This window comes from Caulobacter sp. S45 (assembly GCF_009765965.1).
Taxonomy (GTDB): domain Bacteria; phylum Pseudomonadota; class Alphaproteobacteria; order Caulobacterales; family Caulobacteraceae; genus CAHJWH01.
Genome location: NZ_LMUL01000011.1, coordinates 77,775 through 96,390, shown reverse-complemented (window position 1 = coordinate 96,390; position 18,616 = coordinate 77,775). Strand labels below are relative to the sequence as shown.

At 60.8% G+C, this 18,616-nt stretch carries 15 protein-coding genes; 14 read left to right on the top strand and 1 reads right to left on the bottom strand.

The annotated features are described in order from the left end of the window. Window positions 1-54 precede the first annotated feature (54 nt). Together GSQ87_RS23070 and GSQ87_RS06735 are read left to right on the top strand one after the other, a co-directional pair. The gene (locus GSQ87_RS23070) at window positions 55-315 is read left to right on the top strand and encodes a PilZ domain-containing protein (RefSeq protein ID WP_158914575.1); all 261 of its coding nucleotides are present in this window, start codon (window positions 55-57) and stop codon (window positions 313-315) included. Window positions 316-517: 202 nt separating this feature from the next. Continuing rightward, a complete protein-coding gene (locus GSQ87_RS06735) occupies window positions 518-991 on the top strand; it encodes a hypothetical protein (RefSeq protein WP_158914572.1) in 474 nt (157 codons plus the stop codon). Here the strand turns inward: GSQ87_RS06735 and GSQ87_RS06730 are convergent. Then, the gene (locus GSQ87_RS06730) at window positions 988-1,941 is read right to left on the bottom strand and encodes a glycosyltransferase family 2 protein (RefSeq protein ID WP_158914570.1); all 954 of its coding nucleotides are present in this window, start codon (window positions 1,939-1,941) and stop codon (window positions 988-990) included. The genes GSQ87_RS06735 and GSQ87_RS06730 overlap by 4 nt on opposite strands. Window positions 1,942-2,034: 93 nt before the next feature. Between GSQ87_RS06730 and GSQ87_RS06725 the strand changes: the two genes are divergently transcribed. The 12 genes from GSQ87_RS06725 to GSQ87_RS06670 all read left to right on the top strand — a co-directional run bounded on the left by GSQ87_RS06725 (window position 2,035) and on the right by GSQ87_RS06670 (window position 18,489). Next, on the top strand, window positions 2,035-2,934 hold the full coding sequence (locus GSQ87_RS06725) for a glycosyltransferase (protein WP_254062795.1): 900 nt from the start codon (window positions 2,035-2,037) through the stop codon (window positions 2,932-2,934). 209 nt (window positions 2,935-3,143) lie between these two features. Continuing rightward, window positions 3,144-4,904 carry a type I secretion system permease/ATPase gene (locus tag GSQ87_RS06720; protein WP_158914668.1) on the top strand — a complete coding sequence of 587 codons (1,761 nt, stop codon included), beginning with the start codon at window positions 3,144-3,146 and terminating at the stop codon, window positions 4,902-4,904. A gap of 12 nt (window positions 4,905-4,916) precedes the next feature. Further along, entirely contained in the window at window positions 4,917-6,278 is a 1,362-nt protein-coding gene (locus tag GSQ87_RS06715; protein WP_158914566.1) for an HlyD family type I secretion periplasmic adaptor subunit, read from the top strand. Window positions 6,279-6,349: 71 nt separating this feature from the next. After that, entirely contained in the window at window positions 6,350-7,819 is a 1,470-nt protein-coding gene (locus GSQ87_RS06710; protein WP_158914564.1) for an MBOAT family protein, read from the top strand. Between the two features lie 14 nt (window positions 7,820-7,833). After that, the gene (locus tag GSQ87_RS06705; protein WP_158914562.1) at window positions 7,834-8,910 is read left to right on the top strand and encodes a hypothetical protein; all 1,077 of its coding nucleotides are present in this window, start codon (window positions 7,834-7,836) and stop codon (window positions 8,908-8,910) included. Between the two features lie 375 nt (window positions 8,911-9,285). Further along, a complete protein-coding gene (locus GSQ87_RS06700) occupies window positions 9,286-9,519 on the top strand; it encodes a hypothetical protein (protein WP_158914560.1) in 234 nt (77 codons plus the stop codon). Between the two features lie 156 nt (window positions 9,520-9,675). Continuing rightward, a complete protein-coding gene (locus tag GSQ87_RS22990) occupies window positions 9,676-12,471 on the top strand; it encodes a family 16 glycosylhydrolase (protein ID WP_158914558.1) in 2,796 nt (931 codons plus the stop codon). Window positions 12,472-12,909: 438 nt separating this feature from the next. Continuing rightward, window positions 12,910-13,512, top strand: coding sequence for a recombinase family protein (locus GSQ87_RS06690; RefSeq protein WP_158914556.1), 603 nt, complete (start codon window positions 12,910-12,912; stop codon window positions 13,510-13,512). A gap of 561 nt (window positions 13,513-14,073) precedes the next feature. Beyond that, window positions 14,074-14,808, top strand: coding sequence for a metallophosphoesterase family protein (locus tag GSQ87_RS06685; RefSeq protein ID WP_158914554.1), 735 nt, complete (start codon window positions 14,074-14,076; stop codon window positions 14,806-14,808). Next, window positions 14,765-15,145: an RICIN domain-containing protein gene (locus GSQ87_RS23065; protein ID WP_158914552.1), complete on the top strand. Its 381-nt coding sequence runs from the start codon at window positions 14,765-14,767 to the stop codon at window positions 15,143-15,145. The genes GSQ87_RS06685 and GSQ87_RS23065 overlap by 44 nt, the downstream gene beginning before the upstream one ends. 364 nt (window positions 15,146-15,509) lie before the next feature. Continuing rightward, window positions 15,510-15,845, top strand: a complete 336-nt coding sequence (locus tag GSQ87_RS06675) for a helix-turn-helix domain-containing protein (RefSeq protein WP_371416655.1) — start codon at window positions 15,510-15,512, stop codon at window positions 15,843-15,845. A gap of 1,528 nt (window positions 15,846-17,373) precedes the next feature. Continuing rightward, on the top strand, window positions 17,374-18,489 hold the full coding sequence (locus tag GSQ87_RS06670) for an acyltransferase (RefSeq protein WP_158914548.1): 1,116 nt from the start codon (window positions 17,374-17,376) through the stop codon (window positions 18,487-18,489). Window positions 18,490-18,616 lie beyond the last annotated feature (127 nt).

Here is an 18,616-nt window from a genome sequence, read left to right as displayed (position 1 = left end):
ATCGAGATTTGCGGATCGGGCGGATAAGACTTCCCGGCCCCAGCGAGCGATGATGTGCTGAATTCTGGCCGGGAAAGGCGCAGCTTCCCGCGTAAGCGGTCAAGGGCGAGCGCGCGGATATGGTCGCCCCATGGCTCGCTGGACTGCGTTGTCGTAGACATCAGTTCAGGCGGCGCAGGCCTATTGCTGAGGCGAGAAGACGCCGTACCGGACGCATTCGAGTTGGAGCTTAGCTCTGGGGAACGGATCGCGGCGCGAGTTGTCTGGCGCGCCCTCCCCCACTGTGGGGTGGTCTTGATCCGAGATCCCGAGTAAGCGGCGTTCCAGGGCCCACTCAAAGCGCATTTTCACACGCGCGCTTAGACTTCGGTCTGGCAAGGCGTGCAGGGATACGCAATGATCCCATGGTCGGCCCACGAATAGCGGATCGGGTCGTGCGGGTATGATTGCCCGACGGGGATGTTCACTCAGGCCGTGGGGCGCGGCGCTGCGGAACGCGTCAGACCAGGAAACAACGATGATCTTAGTCACAGCGATCGGTCTGGCCGTATTGAGCCTTCACAGCACTCCGCCCCTACACAGCCTCAAGGTCGAACAATGGATCGTCCAGACCCGGATCGACGGCTTTAACGGCAAGCTGACCTGCAGGCTTGGCGCGCCGGGAATGGCTTATCGCCCGGGCGTCATAGTCTTTCGGCTTGGCCGATTCGGCGACACGGCCGCGGCCGAATTTCGCCTCGACTCCGGCAGCGCCATGAGCGTTCGGACCGTGGACGACGAAGCCGCCTCAGCAAGGTTCCATGCAAGCCTAGGCGAGATCGACTTTCGATCTTGGAACGTGGTGGCGTTGCCGTTGGAGAGCTTGGTCAAGGCTGAGCGCATCGACATCCGGCCCTCGCCGACCCGTTCCGCCAGGTCCTTCAAGCTGAGTGGTCTGTCGCGGGCGATGGATGCGGCCCACAACCTTGGCTGTAAGGATGAGAACTTCTAGAGCGCCGCTTGGCTGACCGGCGGCGGAGCCATCATCGGCCGGCGTAGGCGGTCCAAGATGGGAATAGCGAGTAGACGTATCGCGCTCGGGCGGCTCGCCGCGGTTATAGGAAGTCGCAGCCATCTGCGGGCCTTCATGTCGCTCACCATCGTGATGAAAGCGGCCCCGTCTTTCAGGCTTGCGAGATGGCGTCGCATGACTTGACGCTCCACCGACGTCAGCGTCTTTCCGTATTCAACAATGAATCGCTCATCCGCGTCGATCATTGCTTGAACATCCGCAAGCTTAAGGCGATGGGAGATCGAGCTAGCATGCTTTGAATAAATGTAGCCAGCCGAACGGCGCCGCAGGTATCTAGCTCCCGTCGCCAATGCCTCAATAACAAGATTGAAATCCTCCGCGATGCGGAGTCGCTCGTCGTAACGAATCTTATTCCGTGTCAGGTACTCACGGCGAAACGCCGGCTTGAGATACCCGTAACCTTTGTTTTTTGCGAAAAGATAGCTTTCCTTCAGGAAATTATGCAGGGTGAGGGTTTCGCAGCTCTCATCGAGGTCTTCTTCAATATGGAGGCGCTTCGACCCTGCATGGTCGACCCATAGGTTGTCGGCGACGATGTCGGCGCTGTGCAACTCTCCGAGGCGAACCAGGACGCTCATGCGCCCTTCATCCATTGTGTCGTCGGCGTCCAAGATCGCCACCCACTCGCCCTTGGCCAGGTCCAGGGCTGCGTTGCGTGCGGCTGCAGGCCCACCGTTGGTCGGTAGACGCACGTAGATCAGACGAGGATCGTCTATGGCCTGGACGGCGGCCGCGGTCCCGTCTGTGGAGGCGTCGTCGGCGACAAGGACTTCGACATCGAGGCCTTGCTGGGCGAGCGCGCTGTGGATAGCCTTCTGGATGCTATCTTCCGCATTCCATGCAGCGATGATGATACTGAGGTCAGTCAACGGATGAGCACCCAGTCTACCACCCTCGCGTGAGAACGGTTCAGAGCGCCAATGTCAAGTCCGTTTGATCTAAGTCCCTCCAGTGCGCGCGATTTGGTCGCCCCGCCCAGCCGCGAGATCGACGTCAACGTCTGCGTCTGCACATTCCGTCGACCGTCCCTCGAACAATCGCTCCGCTCCATCGCCGCCCAGCTCGGCGCACCGAGCTTCGACATAACCGTGGCCGACAATGACGACGCGCCGACAGCGGAGGGGCTGGTGCGGCGCGTCGGCGCTGAGCTGGGAATATCGATCCACTACGTTCACGCCCCGGCCCGAAACATCTCCATCGCTCGCAACGCATGTCTTGCAGCAGGATCGGCCGGCTTTGTAGCGTTCCTGGACGACGATGAAACCGCGGACGCAGGATGGCTGGCCGCCCTTTGGGCCACTCTGTCCGAGGCGCAGGCCGATGTCGTGTTCGGGCCGGTCAGAGCCGCCTACCCCCAAGACGCGCCGGCCTGGGCGACCCAGGCCGATCTGCACTCGGTCCAGCCGGTTGTGCGCTCAGACGGCAAGATCGCTACGGGCTATACCTGCAACGTGATGATGCGACGCAAGACGATTGGCGCCCTGCAATTCGACCCCCAGTTCGGCCGCAGCGGCGGCGAGGACACCTGGTTTTTTCACCAGCTTTTCAGTCACGGGGCCACGCTCGCCTTCAGCCCGAACGCGTGGGTGTCTGAGCCGACCTCCGCATCGCGTCTAAGGTTGGGCTGGCTGCTGCAGCGATCGTTCCGGGCGGGCCAGAGCCATGGCCATATCCTTTCCACTCGTGGCGGCGGCCGGCTAAGCCAAATTGTCTCGGCCGCATCGAAGGCGGCCTACTGCGGAGTTGACGCCGCCCTTGGCGTCGCCGCGCCAACCCGTTGGCGTAAGGCCCTGGTGCGTGGCGCACTCCACGCCGGCGTGATCGCTCGGCTCGTGGGAATTCGCGACCTGCAGCTTTACTGACTGAACGCCTTGGCGGCCGACAGCCGCCTACACGCCGCCTTAACCGGTTTCGCGCATGGTCGAACGGTTAACGCTGTGGAGGCTCCAAGGTGATCGTCGCGGTTTCATCGAGCAAAGCGACACCTTGTCTCGCCGAAGCGGTCGGCCTTGCCGAACCCCAGCATCGCGTTCGCATTTCCAATCGGCTCTCGAGATAGCGAGTGGCGTTCATGGCGGCAATATCTGTGGCGGATCGGCGCGCGCCGATCGCATTGTCTCTGAAGGGCGCATTACGAGCCTGTAGATCGCACTTGGTATTTGCCGGATTATTTAGCGCGCTGCTAAATATACTCTATCTGGCGCCGACGCTCTACATGCTGCAGGTGTATGACCGAGTCATACCGACGCGAGGCGTGGCGACGCTCGCCTTCTTGACGGTGATTCTGCTGTTTTCGCTCGCCACCCTCACCCTGCTCGACCTCGTTCGGTCGCGGCTGCTCGTGCGCGCGAGCGCCAAGCTGGACCATGTGCTGGCCGCGCCGGTCATTCGTGCGACCCTCAGGTCGGTCGAGGGGGGAGAGCGGTCGTCTCGCGCTCTGCGCGATTTCGACACCCTGCGCGCCACGCTTACCGGTGCGGGGATCATCGCCCTGTTCGATGCGCCCTGGACGCCCGTCTATATCCTGGTCTGCTTCATGTTGCATTGGGTGCTCGGGTGTCTCGCCATCGCGGGATCTGTAATCGTGATCGGGCTGACGCTGTTAAACGAGCGGGCCACCAAGGCGCGCCTGCAGACCGCCAATGATGCGGCGTCTCGGGCCTACTTCTCCCACGAACAGTCCGTCGCCGCCTCCGACGTCGTGCGGGCTCTGGGTATGCGCGAAGCGATCACCCAACGTCATTTAGACGATCGCTTCACGAGCATCTCCCTTCAGGCCGAGGCTAGCTTCGCCGCTGGAGGATACATGGCCGCCACTCGATTTTTTCGGCTGGCGCTTCAATCTTTGGCCCTCGGCGTCGGCGCCTATCTCGCAGTGGAGCGTCAGCTCTCGGGGGGCGCGATCTTCGCCGCCTCCTTGCTGATCGGCCGTGCGCTAAGTCCGATCGAACAGGTGCTGGGGGCTTGGAAGGGAATTGTCAGCGCCCGGGGGGCGTACAAAGCGCTCGACATCCTTCTTGATCGGGTCGGCGCGCTGGGACGCAAGACCCGCCTGCCGACGCCGCGGGCGCTTTTGGAGGTCGAGCAGGTCACTGTGCTCGATGCAGCCCGGACCGCCCCGATCCTCTCAGGCGCCAGCTTCATCGTCCTGCCTGGCGAGATCGTCGGCGTAGTGGGCCCCAGCGGCGCAGGCAAGTCCACCCTGATGCGTGTGCTCGCCGGCGCCCAGTCGCCAGATCGCGGCCACGTACGGATCGACGGGGCGGACATGAGCGATTGGGATCAGGAGCAGCTCGGCCGCCACATCGGCTTTCTTCCCCAGGACTCGAACCTGTTTCAGGGCACCGTGCGCGAAAACATCGCCCGTTTCCGCGGATATCTTGAGACCGACCAGGACGCGCTGGACGCCATGGTGGTCGCGGCCGCCGAAAGTTGTGGCGCTCACCAGATGATCCTGCGGCTGCCGGAAGGCTACGAGACCATGCTGGGGGCGGCTGGGCGCGGGCTGTCCGCTGGCCAGTTGCAACGCATCGCACTGGCTCGTGCGCTCTTTGATGAGCCGCGAGTGGTGATCCTCGACGAGCCGAATTCGCATATGGATGCAGAGGGCGAGATGTTGCTCGGACAAACCCTTGCGCGGCTGAAAGCCAAAGGCGTGACGGTGTTCGTCGTGGCTCACCGCGCCGGAATCCTAGGCGGCGTAGACAAGCTGATGATCATCAGGGGCGGACAAGTAGCCGCGTTTGGGCCAAGAGAGCAGGTCATGAACGACCTTGCTCCCCAGCCCCCCACTCCCGTCGTCCGGCGTGACCAGCCGGCCCTAACGCCCTGAGGCTGTGAGACGATGACTGAGATATCGTTTGATCCCCACGTCGACGCCGCCTCCGCTGCGCTCGGCGATGTCAAAGACGATCCGGGCGGCGAAATCCGGGCAGGGTTAGGGGTCGCCGTCGCTTTCTTTGTCGTGTTCCTCGGCTGGGCGGCGCTTACGCCGCTCGATGCAGCGGCCATTGCGCAAGGCGAGGTCGCGGTGGCCGGGCATCGCCAGACCGTACAATACAAGGATGGGGGATCGGTCGCCGTCATCAACGTCAAGGAAGGCCAGCACGTCAGGGCCGGCGATATCCTCCTACGGCTTTCCGGAGACGAGGTGCGCGCCACAGAACGCACCCTGTCCTCCCAGGTCATTTCTCTCCAAGCGCAGGACGCCCGTCTGCAGGCCGAGGCGTTGCAGCGACCGATCGTATGGCCCGCCTCCTTCGCGACCTTGACCGGGGACGACAAGCTCGACGCCGATCGCGCCGAAACCCTTCAACTGGCCCAGCATCGCGCCCATGGCGCCAGCATGGCCTCGACGCGTGCGGTTCTTCGGCAGCGACAGGCGGAATTTAGCGCGCAGACGGTCGGCTACCAGGCGCAGATCGCCGCTAACGCGCGTCAGCTAAAGCTGGTCCAAGACCAGCTCTCCGGCACTCAGGCCCTCGCCGCGCGCGGCTTCGCCTCGATCAACACCGTTCGCGCCTTGCAGAGAACCGCAGCCGAGCTCGAGGGGACGAACGGACAGAGCGCGGCGACCCTAGCCGGGGTCAACCAGCAGATTGGCGAGGCGTCGCTGCAAATCGCCGCCGGAGAACGTCAACGCGGCGAAGAGGTCACCAATCAGCTTCGCGACGTCGACTACCAGCTGAGCGAATTGCAGCCCAAGCTCCAGGCGGCTCGCGATCAGGTCGCCCATACAGAGGTGCGCGCGCCAGTCAGCGGGACCGTCGTTGGGCTGTCGGTTTTCACTATCGGCGGCGTGGTCGCACCTGGTCAGAAGCTGCTCGATATCGTGCCCGACCAAGCGCCCCTTGTTATCAACGCCCAAATTATGCCAAACGACGCGGACGACATTCACCAAGGCCAACGCACCGAGGTGAAAATTCAGGCCTTCCATGAGCGGGCGATGCCGATCTTGAATGGAGTTGTGAGTCGGATTTCCGCCGATAGCTTCACCGATGAAAAAACCGGCGCGTCCTACTACACGGCCGAAATCGTGGTGCCCGCCGGAGAACTCGCCGCCATCCAAAAAGTTCGGGGGGCCAACGAGCATCTCAAGCCCGGCCTCCAGACCCAGATCGTGATACCACTTAAGAAGCGCTCAGCCCTGCAATACCTTTTGGATCCGCTGACTGAATCCCTGTGGAAGTCCTTTCGGGAACATTGATTAAGGCCCGCCGACAGCGGCTCGAATTCGCATGATCGATCCAGTGCGCCGCGAGGAAAGGGCGATTTTTAATGCTGTTTGGCTCGCTTGAGTTCCTTTTCGGCTTTCTACCGCCGGTTCTTATTATCTATCACGTGCTGCGACTGAACGATAAAGCCGTTCTAGCCAAATCTTGGCTCGTCGCGGCCTCGCTGGTTTTCTACGGCTGGTGGAAAATCAGCTATGTTCCATTGATGCTGATATCGATCGGCGCAAATTACGCCATTAGTCTGCTTATCGAAAAGAAGCCGCGCCAATCGAGAATCTATTTAATCATCGGACTTATTGGAAATCTCGGTCTTCTCGGATACTATAAATACGCAAATTTTTTCACGAGCACTGTCAGTGCGATTGCCGGCTTGGATTGGAACGCGAGACATATACTCCTTCCGCTGGCCATAAGCTTCTTCACTTTCCAGCAAATCGCCTATCTTGTGGAAGTATATAAAGAAAAGAAGGCCGCCGACAGCCTCCTGGACTACAGCCTTTTTGTCATGTTTTTCCCCCACTTGATTGCGGGGCCCATCACGCACCACAAGGAGATGCTTCCGCAATTTAAAAATGCCGGGCGTGGTAAGCTTTCACCTGCGTTTTTCTCGACCGGCGCCGCAGTTTTGATCCTGGGGTTGGCTAAAAAGGTCGTCGTAGCCGACACCTTCGCGCTTGTCGCAAACCCCATATTCGCAGCTGCGGAACATGGAGTTCACCTAAGCTTCTCCCAAGCATGGCTGGGCGCGTTGGCCTATACCTTGCAGCTATACTACGATTTTTCTGGCTATTCCGATATGGCCATCGGCTTGGGATTACTGTTTGGCATCCGTCTACCCGTAAATTTCGCCTCGCCGTACAAATCCACCAGCATAATCGAGTTTTGGCGGCGGTGGCATATCACGCTATCCCGTTTTCTGCGGCAGTACCTCTACATTCCATTTGGAGGGAACCGGAAGGGGCCGGCTCGCCGCTACCTCAATCTTTTCCTCACCATGTTGTTGGGCGGTCTATGGCATGGCGCGGGTTGGACCTTCATCATTTGGGGTGGGCTGCACGGAGCCTATCTGATCGTCAACCACGGCTGGCGGAACGCCTTTGGCGTCTTAGAGGGCGTGATCGCACGCTGCCTCGGTTGGTGTGTCACCTTTATCGCCGTCGTGCTGGCCTGGGTGCTGTTTCGCGCCGCCACCTTCCACGGCGCGCTTGCGATTCTTGGCGCCATGGTCCCCTGGCCTCAGGCGGCCCACGCCGCGTCCGCGGCGCCTCCGTCATTGGCCGCTTGGGTTGGCGTGATCGTCGCCCTCATCGGTTCGATCGCTCTACCTAACGCTTTGGAGATGGCGCGATATCCCGTGGCCATCGCCGGAGCTGAGGAGGCGGAGGGCGCGCCCCTACGACCGCTCCAGTGGCGGCTGTCCTGGGTTTTCACCGGCGTCTTCCTGGGCTTCATCGGCGCTCTCGCCCTGGCGAAACTGCCCGACCCCGGTATCTTCCTCTACTTCAACTTCTGACGGGCGGTTCACCGATGATGCGCCTTGTACGAACCGTTTGTCTTGGATTGGCCGTCGCCGCGGCCACCCTGTTTGGGATGTCGCTACTGCCGCATGATCGCTATGTGCGGTGGCAGGCGATGCGGACCGAGGCCTACGCCCGGCTCGGGTGGATCTACGAACGGATTCACTTCGACCCGACACCGATCGACATCGCCTTTGTCGGCACCTCTCACACGATGAACGGGGTCGACGCCGCGGAGGTGTCGCGTCGCGTGAGCCTGGCCACAGGTCATTGCGTCAATGCGGTGAACCTAGCCGTCCCCGAGTATGGCCGCAGTCTGCACTGGATTATCGCGCGGGAGCTATTGAAAAACAGGCCCGTCAAGGTGCTTGTTCTGGAGGTGGTGGAAAACGAGTCCCGGAAGCCTCATCCCCTCTTCCCGTATGTCGCTGATCTCCACGACGTCTTGACGGCCCCGATATTCATAAACGTTGGCTATGTCCATGACCTCGTACGTATTCCCTTTCGCCAGCTATCCCTAGGCTTCAAAAGCCTTTTCCCAGGGCAATTTGGTCTCAAGGCTGGTTTCGACGCCCGCAATTATGATGGCTCAAACGTCGACAACACGCGGATCGTAAATGTCGGCGGCGTCGCCATTACCCCGCTTCGAGACCGGGTTTACCCAAGGGATCGGCTGGAACGGGCGGCGCAAGACGCAGCACGGCAAAAGAGCTTGCATATGCTCGGTGCAAAGCTCGACGCTTATGAATATCGTGCACCGCGCTACTATGTCGATCAGATCGTGGCTGAGGCGGCGCGGCGCGGCGTCAAGGTCGTTTTCCTCTATCTGCCCGGATACGGCAAGCCGGCTGGCCCTATCGACGACAGCCTATACCGCGGTCGTGGTCCGATAGTGTCAGCCAACGACGTGTTGGCGCAGCCCAGCTATTGGTTTGACCCCGCACACCTGAATATGTTCGGCGCCGCGGCGCTCACCGCACGCCTTGGCCAAGACTTCGGCGCGCTCTATCCGCGGCTGGCGGGCAAGGATAGCGACAAACCCCTCGCCTGCCCCGCCATGCCCGGCCGTACGCCGCACCAACTTTAGATTCCCTTTAGACGGGTGAGACGCGATACAAGCAGCCCGCGCTGAACTCGCGTCGTTGGAACCGAACCCTTTGATCGAGAGCCTCGATCAGAGCGTCACGGTCCAGCCTGCGGAATATAAAGCCGGAGGAATTGCGACCCGGCCGATCGGGCGGTCGCTCATTTTGGGCGGGACTAGCGTGACTAAATGGCAACTGCGTTTGGGATCGGTCGGCGACGGGGTGTGACGCGATCGCGCCCAATCCGCCTTCCGGCTCTTATGGGACCTAGGCCCGAAGTGCTGCGCGTTCCGGAGCCAGATCGCGGCGCGCCGCGTTATAGCCAAGACCCCGGTCCCGCGACTTGCGAGCAAACGATCGGGAGCGGAGTCAACGCCATGATCTTGATAAAGGTGATGCATACAGAGCAGGCATGGCAGGTGGTGCGCGACGATTCGATTCTCGCCAACTTTGATCAACATACGAACGCGATCAACGACGCCTTGGACCGCGCCAAGGCGTTGTTTGCGGAGGGTTCCGACTCCGCTGTATTTGATTGCTCGCTAAGCCCGTCAGTGCTTGTAAGGCGATTTGGCCACGATCCTGAACATTTCTGGGCCGAACCTCTGTAGGCTGGTTAACAAAACATGAGCCCGGGATTGCAATAGTGTTTTAACATTGGATGTTGTTGTCTGATTAAGTCTATATAATTACGGTGAGTTCATAGCCTTCCGATAGTTACCGTCCCAATCTCTCGAGGGACGTTCATGTCTTCCACGGATCCTTTCTTGGATTTCTACGGGAATCCTCTGCCGTACAGCGCCAATCCAGTTTCCAGCGTCTATGCGACCGCGCCAGGCACGACCGTCACGGGCAGCGCTACCGCCGCCCAAGCGATCTGGTCCGATGGCGGCAACGTCCTGGTCGGGGGGGCGGGCGATAACACCTATTATGTCTACAGCCCGCTTGACCAGATCGTCGAAAAGCCGAACGGCGGCGTCGATACAGTCAAGATCAATGGGATGGACTATCAGCTTCCCGCCAACGTCGAGAACCTGGCGATCGGCGGCAATGGCGTCGCCTACGGCAATTCAGGCGCCAACATCATTTGGGGTCAGGGTTCGGGCACCCAGACGATCGACGGGGGCGCGGGCAACGATCTCATTGAGCTGGGGACCGGCAAAAGCACGGTCATTTTTGACGCCAATTCCGGGCACGATGCTGTCGACGGCTTCATCGCCGGCGCAGGTCATGATGTCGTCTCGCTCGGCGGCTACGTCAACTTCACGTCCTTTGCCCAGGTGCAGGCGGCGATGACGCAGGTCGGCAGTAATGTTGTCCTGCAGCTTGACGCCAATGATGCTGTTTTGTTCAGGAATGAGCAGATATCGGACTTCACAGCGTCGAACTTTCAATTAGCCGTCAATACGGGCGCCATGAAAATGACGTTCGACGACGAGTTTAACTCGTTGAGCCTCAACAACGGCACCTCAGGGACCTGGACCACGAATTTCGGCTACGGGGCGACGTCGAACTCGTTAGGTAGCCGCACGCTCACGTCCAATGGTGAGAAGGAAATCTACGTCGATCCCACGATGACGGGGGCGGGCACGACGGCGCTTGGGCTCAATCCGTTTTCGATCAACAACGGTGTGCTGAGCATTACCGCCAGCGCCACACCTGCCGCCGACAAGACGGCGCTCTATGGTTACAGCTATGTGTCCGGGCTGCTGACCACCAAGGAATCCTTTCAGCAGACCTACGGCTATTTCGACATCGACGCCAAGCTACCTACCGGATCTGGAGCTTGGCCGGCCTTTTGGCTGCTGCCCGCCGACGGGAGCTGGCCGCCGGAGCTTGACGTGCTTGAGGCCTCCAACGGCACCGACACGGTCAGTGAAACGGCCCACTCGGTTGTCAACGGCGTGGCCACCCAGGACGCCATATCCAGCTACGTGCCGGGCAGCACGACGGGCTTTCATGACTACGGGGTCTTATGGACCGCTTCGACCATCACTTGGTATGTCGACGGCGTTCAGGTGGCGCAGGAGGCGACGCCTGCCGACATGAACAAGCCCATGTATATGCTGATCGACCTGGCGATTTCGGGGTCGGCCACCAGCACGCCGAGCTCTTCCTTCACCTCGACGATGCAGGTGAATTATGTGCGGGCCTATAGTTTGGCCGACTCGCCCGTGAGCGTGCCCGCGACGAGCACGACGGGAAGCAGCACACCCGCCACCCCGACCTCAGCGCCCGCCACTTCAGGCACGACGAGCTCGACCTCGACCGGGGCCAGCACAACCTCCACGACGACGCCGGCGACAACGCCCAGCTCGACCCCGACAACGGCTGCTTCCGCCACCTCGGGGACGACGAGCTCGACTTCGACCGGAACCAGCGCGCCCGCCACGACGACCCCAGCCACGACGTCAAGTTCGTCCTCGACGACGTCGACGGCCGCCGCCTCCAGCGCCGCGAGCTCGACTCCAACCGCAACCCAGTCCCCCTCCGCCACGGCCGCCACCTCGGTTCCGACGCACGCTGCGGCAGCTTCCGCTCTCACCGCGATGGCGGCGCCGTCCACGAACGGTTCGCTGCTTGAGACCACGCCGACCCTCGCGACGCTGAAAGGGGGCGCGGGTAACGATGTCTTGGTCGTGAACTCAGGCGCCGCCTATTTGCAAGGCGGCGCCGGAGACGATGTCTTCGTGTTGCATCCCGGCGTCACGATAGGGACCCAGATTGCCGATTTTACGCGCTCGGCAACGGAGCATGATTTCATTCAGTTGAGCGGATTTTCCACCGGATCGTCGCTTGTGTTTGCTTCCTACTCCGGCCAGGGCACCACGAGTCAAAACGACGCCTTGCAGTATTATTCGGTGGAGGACGCAAACCATAAGGTCGAAGCGCAATTCCTTGTCCACACGATCGGCGGCCAGACGCAATTAGTGGCTGGTCAAGACTTCGCCTTCATCGATGCGACTGCGGCTTCCACTTCCGCCGTCCCTTCTTCCACGACGTCCGCCCCCTCAACCCCCACGCCGGCCGCTACCACAGCGTCCACGCCTGCAACGTCGTCGGGGACTCTTGCAGCATCGGCCGCCGCCCAACCTAGCTCTTCGACGACCACCCCCTCCTCGACGACATCGTCCAGCCCCGCGAGCAGCGGAATCCCGTCTCCAACCGCTGGGGGCCAGCTCTTGGAAACGACCACCGTCAATCACACGCTAAAGGGTACGGCGGGCAACGACGTTTTGATCGGCGGCGTCGGGGGAGATTTCCTTCAGGGCGGCGCGGGCGACGACACTTTCGTGTTGGAACCGGGGTTTACCGTCGGCACTCAAATCTCGGATTTCACCCGCACCGCTACGGAGCACGACTTCCTCGATCTTAGCGGATTTGGCTCAGGCGCCACTTTGCAGTTCGCCTCCTACTCGGGCCAGGGGACGACTTCAGAAAACGATAGCCTCCAGTGGTACCAGGTGATGAGCCCGACCCATTCGGTCCTGGGGCAATTTCTTGTGCACGAGATGGGCAGCCAAACCCACCTAGTGGCGGGTCAAGACTACGCCTTCATTTAGCGAGCCAAGCAACCTAGTCCGGCTTGGGCCTGAGGATTGCAACTTGGACGGGGGCTCGGCGGCCCCCCGATCTTTCTGTGGGCCCGGTTCAGGCGAACGGGGACGTTTCATACGATCTCTGCGCATCATGTTGAGGTGGATCCCCCACATTGCGGGCCAGTCGATCAGTGCAGAAGCGAGGCTTGTTTTCGAAGGCGGCGTCAAGGCGGCGCCAGCCAGTCCGCCAGAGGCGCTGTCTGTTGGGGCGGTCGGCGGCCATGACCGCCCGAGCCTCGCCCGTGATCGCAGTGTGGGTTGCGTGACAGAGCATGCCGAAATGGCGCTCAGTCCGCTGCATTTATCTGCGCGAGGGGAAGGCTAAAAGGGCGTGGCTGTCCGGGTGACGGCCAGGGCGCGGAGCTTGGGAATCGGTCTGAGCGCCATTAGGGTGGGGAATCGATGACCTGTTATGGATATGCGCGGGCGAGCAGCACCGATCCCGACGTCGTGGCGCAGCGCGCGAGTTTGCGGGCGGCGGGCTGCACCAAAATCGTCACTGAGATCGCAAGCGCCAAGTCGCGGCGTCGCGGCGCCAAATTGGCCGCCCTCCTTGCCGAGCTGCAAGCGGGCGACAGCGTCGTCGTCACCCGGCTCGACCGCTTTGGCCAGTCGATGAGTGCGCTTCAAGGCGTCCTAAGCCTGCTGAAATCGAAGGATGCATCGCTTAGAGCGATCGAGCAGGGGATCGATACCCGCACGCCCTCTGGGGAGGCCCTTGGCGATATGCTGGTGTTATTCCTCGATTTCGAAGTCAATGCTCGCCGTGAGCGCCAGGTTGAAGGCATCAAGGCTGCGAAGGCGCGAGGCGCTTATATGGGGGGGCGGCCGGCCTCGATCGACGTCGCAAAAGTCAGCGACCTACAGGCTCAGGGTCACGGCGCAGCTGAGATCGCGAGGCGCTTGGGGATTGGAATAGCCTCTGTGTACCGCCTCAGAGCCGAGGGACGGCTGAATGCGGACGCTTCTAGCTCCCGTCGGTCGCCCCTGAGCAGTGACCATTGAGGTGGCGCCAGATTTATCGCTTTGACATCCAGCGGCCTTTGGAATGGTCACTGGGTGGATGTCGGTGAGCCTTTGTTCCGGCGAGCGCGGTCAGCCCAGGGTTTATCCAAAGAGGCGCGACCGCCAAAGCCGAGTGGCGTCGGCGCTGTTGTCGCTCACCGGTCCTGAAACGAGGCGAGCGGCGTAGGCGCCGCGGTGGCGTCGACCGAGTGGGACGCCTTGGAGCGCCGTCGCCGCTGAAATGACGAGATCGCGTCTTCTCGACCATATGGACGAGGCGTCGTTTTCCACCCCGCCTTTCGGGGGGTAGGGCTGACCCTTAAGGAAGACGGCCATCAGCCCCCTCCCCGATGCGAAGCCTCGGCTTGGAGCCTGCTCGTTACAGTGCGAGCCGTTGCGCCCGCGCGAACACGCGATTAAGCGCTCGCGGTTGGCGAGCGTCGTGAGAGCCTTCCAGCCGTTGGACGGGAGACATAGAGCAACGAAGGTAGCTTAGGGGTGGGTAGCGGCGAGCGGCGAGTTACATAAAAGGCCCCATCACGATCCTTGGAGCGTGCAGCAATGACGGTCCGTCCGACTCTCACCTATGTCGTCGGAGACATTCACGGTCGCTACGATCTGCTCTGCCAAGCTGTGGAGAGGATCAATCAGCATGCGGGGGGCAGGTCCGGCCGGGTGGTGTTTTTGGGCGACTACGTCGATCGTGGGCCGCAGAGTTCGAAGGTGATCGATAGCCTCATGGTGGCCCAGCGCCTGAGCGCGGCGGTCTGCCTCAAGGGAAATCATGAGGACATGATGCTCCGGGCGTTTCTAGGGGACGCCGACGAGGCGATTTATTGGATCCACGCGGGGGGTGAGGCCACGCTTCGCTCCTACGGGAGCCAGAGCGGGCTAATGGCGGCGATGCATCTGGTTCCGCCAACTCATCTCGACTGGCTGAGAGCGCTCCCCACGATCTTGGAGGACGAGCACCGGATTTATGTCCATGCCGGCTTGGACCCATCGAAACCTGCGGACGACCAGGATGAGCATACCCTGTTGTGGATTCGAGAACGGTTCCTGCGCGCCGATCCAGCCGATTTCGCTGGCCGAAAACATATCGTCCATGGTCACACGCCCGAATGGGAGGGCAAGCGTGAAGCCGCCGAGCCAGAGTTGCTCGCCCATCGCACGAACCTGGACACGGGCGCATTTTGGACGGGCGTATTGACCGTTGGAGTGTTCGACGCGCTGCAACCGGGCGGGCCGGTGGATGTGCTGCGTGTTTGCGACCCTTCCTCAACAGGCGCGAGGTAGGTGCAAAACCGGCGAGCCCCTGCCTATCGCCCACGTGGCCCGCAGCCGAGCCGCCTTAGCTGAGCATCTCGATCTGCCGTGCGCCGGGTCGGCGAGATCGAACCGGCGACGTTGCGGTGACGATGGTGGCCTATGTCTAGATGTCCGTGGCCGCTCGTCCCGTGCCGACGGCACCCCCGTGCAACTGTGGCAATGCCATTTTGGCGCCAATCAACGGTTCGCCCTCTCCCCTGATGGCCGCATCCATGAGGTGTCGTCGGGCAAATGCCTAATCGCCTCGGCCCCTAAAGACGGAGCCCCCGTGGTTTCTCGATACCTGCACCAACACGCCAGATGAGGTGTTTTCCAACCGTAGGTAAATCAATCCCGCGCGGCCAACGGGCCGCGCGGGGTCTGAGAAGCGGGTCTCCTCTGTTCGTCACCCGGTATCGGTCGTGGCGAGGCGTAGTCGCCCTGTCGTGGGCCTGAGGGGTCGACGACAATAGTCGCCGTGGCCCCATTCCGCTCGCTTGATCCGCCTCTGGACCACTTCCGAGCAGTCCCACGGCGTCGAAGGCGGCGGATCGCTTCCCAGTCTTTTCCTGGAGGAAACGATCCGCCCAGGTTAGCGCTGGAGTCTTAGTTCGAGAAAATGTTTGATTTCGTCGCCTTTGGTTGCTAGCGCCTATCTCGCTCAACTAGGAGGCACGATCCTTGCTCCCATGCGGTCTAAATACCGTTTTGAGATGAGTGAGGGGCCCGTGTCGCCTGACGTCAACCTACACATCGGAAAGCAGATAAGAGCGCGCCGCACTCAATTGAAACTTACCCAAGCGAAAGTGGCGAGTTCCTTGGGTTGCGGCTTCCAGCAAATTCACAATTATGAGTGCGGTATAACGCGCCTATCCGCTGAACGGTTGTGGCACCTTGCCCACGCCCTTGGGGTGCCGGTGGGATATTTCTATGAGCAGCTCGACGCCCCGTCAACTCCAACGCTCGCCGAGTGTTCCTTGAGGTCTCCGCCCCCTCAGTTTGCGGGGGGCGGCCTCAAACCTTAAGCATTCTCGCGATGTGAACGTGTTTTCCCCCGAAGCGCGTTGCCCCAATTCGACCGCTCACTTGTAAGTCAAGCTGGGAAACATAGGTTGCGCCGCCAATCGAGGTGATCGACAGCGGTTTCCCTAATGCCCGGGGTCCCCTCCTCGTCGATGCGACGCCTCTCAAGCGGACATCTCTCAACGCGTGTCTGAAAAGCTACCCCTAAGGCGGCTTTGATACGATGCCGTCCATAAGGATCACGGGAGGATCACGGGGCCCATTGGCTATCACGCACGCAGGAAGATCCAGGCCTGCTGGCGCCGTTCCAATCGGAGCCTACGTCCAGCCGCAACAGCCGCATCCGTGCAACGAGCAGCCTACGTCTTTTCGGCCCCACGGACACGTCCGCGGGCGTCGCAGCCTGCTGGCGTCGGTCCAGCTGTGAGCCGCCGTGTCTGCCGCTGATCCTTCGGGGCGCGCAGAAATCGCTCGCCAATGGTGAAGCTTTATGTAAGGTGCCGGCGTGCCGGTCCCCGAAAGGGAAGCGATGGCGCGGGAAGTCCGGCGCGAACCAGCCTCCACGGGCGACGCGCCGGACCTCCTCCCAGCTCAGACCCCGAGATATCATTAGGCTACGATCGTGAGTTTAGTCGTCGCCTCGCTCTGAAGCCGGGCTTCGTCCTGTGTAACGGTTGGTCTCCTTTGGCCGCAGCGGCGCCTCGATGTGCATCGCCGTCCCTTGGGCGATCTAAAGACGGTCCGCAGGCGAGTTACCGGAACGTCCCCAATATCGATTCCATTCATGTTTTTTGGGCGCTGCGCGCTTACGCATGGCCGGTTCTGAACGTCAGTCGCGGACGACGCTAAGCTAAGCGTTTTACCGAAAACTTGATTTCGGCTTTTGGAACTAAAGAGCCGTAAGACCGACAATGAAGCACGCTGCATTACGGCATGAAACTAAGCTCGTAAATGCGCCAACAGATGATCCATGTTGTATAATGGCGGTTTTGTTTATCTGACGTCATAAGGACGCGACTTGCGCGTGCTTACAAGGCGATGAACATGACCATAACAATCGAAAATGCAAAGATTACTCTACGAACGTGCGTTGAAAAACCCACGCTGGTAAAACAATACTAACGGTGAGATGGAAGATGATGCCTGTCATTGTGTCGGTTAGCGCATCATCGAGTTTCGTTTGCGCCGTGGACCAGGTTTAGATTCTTTGGATCAGCGCTCTGGTGGGCTTATCTAGCGAACGCTGAAGAGCTCGGTTATTTTCCCATTTTTAGGCAACGCGTAGAGATTGCCGTCGTCTTCGATTATCATGGCGCCAGCCACCGGGCGCACCCGCTCACCGTGACATCGTCGCTACCAGCAAATCGGGTGCGGGGCGTCTCTCGAAGTTAAAAGATGGTCGTGGTGGATCTCTGCGTCGTTGAAAATCCAGCGATTACGCCTCGAAGGCGATTCGCCGGATGAGCCAGGGTTGCCAACTGCGAGGCGCCATGCTCAGGCTTGTCGACACCCATGAACACAGGAGTAGGGATGTCGAGCGTCATCGCGGCTGACGATTTCACGCGAAAATTCCATACCTTGGATGGGATGCGCGGTGTGGCGGCGATCGCGGTCGTGTTGCGCCACGTGCGATTTACTGGCCGATGGCCCATTCCAGGATCATATCTAGCCGTCGATCTGTTCTTCGTGCTGAGCGGTTTTGTGCTCGCCCTGTCCAACGATCAGTACCTCGCCGCAACGACGGGCCAGACATGGCAGCGGCGCATGAAGTTCATGTTTGGCAGGCTAGTCCGACTATACCCGCTTTACATCCTCGGGACCGCGGTTGGGGCAGCGTTCCTCATCGCTCACAATGGCGTTCATATGGCGGCACCCGCCATTCTTCTGGCCGCGTTATTCCTGCCAGCTCCCGCTCAACCGATGCCACTTGGCACCTATCGCGGATCCATCTTTCCAGCCAATTTTCCAGCCTGGTCGTTGTTCTATGAGCTCGTGGCCAACGGGGTGTATGCTCTGTTCGCTCGACGGTTGGCCGTCCGCATCTTGCTCGGGCTGCTCACCGTTATGGCCGCACTTCTCATATTTGAAGCCTTCAAACGCGGGAGCTTAGATCTTGGGTCGGCCTGGAACACGAAGGCCGGCGGGATCATACGCGTCCTTTTTTCCTTCTTCGCAGGTGTGACGGTTTACAAGCTGTGGCTCAGTGGAGTACGCGCGCCTCGCCTACCTTCGTGGCTTCTAGCGCTCCTTCCGTTCGCCTTATTCATGATCCCCGGTCCGCGTCCCATTGTTGACCTGCTAGAGGTGTTCATTGTCTTCCCACTGCTCGTGCTCGCGGGCGCCTGTACGGAGCCGACCGGATTACTTCGAAGGCTGATGGTGGAGAGTGGCGAGGTTTCGTACCCGCTCTATGTTTTGCAGGCCGCCTTCTTCTGTGTCGCAGCTCTAGTGGCGCCGGACGCTTTCGGCCATGGCAATGGCCCAAAGGCGCCAGCCATTGCCGCAGCGTTCATGGTTGGGACTCCATGCATTAGCTGGGCCGCTTACAAATTTTATGACGTACCCGTGCGTCGCTGGGTCCGGAAGAGCTTCCCGGCTCTGATGCCGAAGAGCGTCCTCAATCCAGCCTCCCCGCTTGCAGATTGATATGTCTGCTGAGAAAGTTGGAGCTGTCGGCTTTTACCCTTATTCGGGTTAGGTCAGTCAGGGAGCATTTGCACCCTGATTGACATTCGGAGGTATTGGAGCCGGATCCCTTCATCGATTGCCGCGC